We start from the raw sequence: 1,143 nt of genomic DNA on the forward strand, positions 1-1,143 counted from the left end.
CAGTATTTGTCAGCGTGTTCCTGATGTACCCATTGGGACAGTCGAGCTGGTTCTTTGCTCCTAGCTTCGGAGTAGCAGGTATCTTCCGTTTCATCCTGTTCCTGCAAGGCTTCCACAACTGGACACTGAATCCCTTCCATATGATGGGCGTAGCCGGGGTACTAGGTGGTGCTCTGCTGTGTGCCATTCATGGGGCAACGGTGGAAAATACCCTGTTCCAGGATGGGGACAAAGCAAACACCTTCCGGGCGTTCAACCCGACCCAAGCGGAAGAGACCTACTCAATGGTCACCGCTAACCGCTTCTGGTCTCAAATCTTCGGGATTGCCTTCTCCAACAAGCGCTGGTTACACTTCTTCATGTTGTTTGTGCCAGTAACTGGCTTGTGGATGAGTGCAGTGGGAATTGTAGGTTTAGCATTAAACCTGCGAGCCTATGACTTCGTGTCCCAGGAAATCCGGGCAGCAGAAGACCCAGAGTTTGAGACGTTCTACACTAAGAACATTTTGCTGAACGAGGGTCTACGGGCTTGGATGGCTCCGGCAGACCAACCTCACCAAAACTTTGAGTTCCCTGAGGAAGTACTGCCTCGCGGTAACGCTCTGTAAGACTCCAAAGCTGATCCCGAATTAAGGTTAGCGCTTGGATTTTCTCAAAGCCCCACCAGGAGGTGGGGCTTTGAGCAGTTCTAGAAAAAGAAAACTGGAACGCTCTGAGCAATATTAGGCGAATTTATCATGATCCTAGTTTGCAGAGGTTGCAATTTGATCGATAGTCTGTTAACTTAAGGAAAGGTGATAATCCTGGAAAGGTAAAAAAAACCGCTTAGGGATTAAAGGAGGTGATGCCCATGGAAGATAGTAGTAAAATCATGGGTCATCTGGTTGGAGTTAGCCGGCTGTGCGCCGGGGCTGTTCTCTAGGAGTTAGCTGGATTCTCTACGGAGAATCTATATGACTGCTTAGGCAGGGCTACCTAAGAGTTCCTCTCGGCAGCCTGGTTTCAATCAGAAGACCCGCTAGACCGCTCTCACACCAGGTGTTATGGATTAACCAAAACACTAGCCGTGAGAGCGGATAGTTTTTTGTATGGGATTGTTTAAGGAGTGCATCTAAGAATCATGGCTCAACTACTCAGTGATGA

1 pseudogene is annotated in these 1,143 nt (G+C 48.8%); it reads left to right on the forward strand.

The window, feature by feature from the left end:
* Positions 1-608, forward strand: a pseudogene (locus F6J94_RS33965) (photosystem II D2 protein (photosystem q(a) protein)); the annotation flags it as partial.
* Positions 609-1,143: the final 535 nt, after the last annotated feature.

The organism is Moorena sp. SIO1F2 (genome assembly GCF_010672755.1).
Classification (GTDB): domain Bacteria; phylum Cyanobacteriota; class Cyanobacteriia; order Cyanobacteriales; family Coleofasciculaceae; genus Moorena.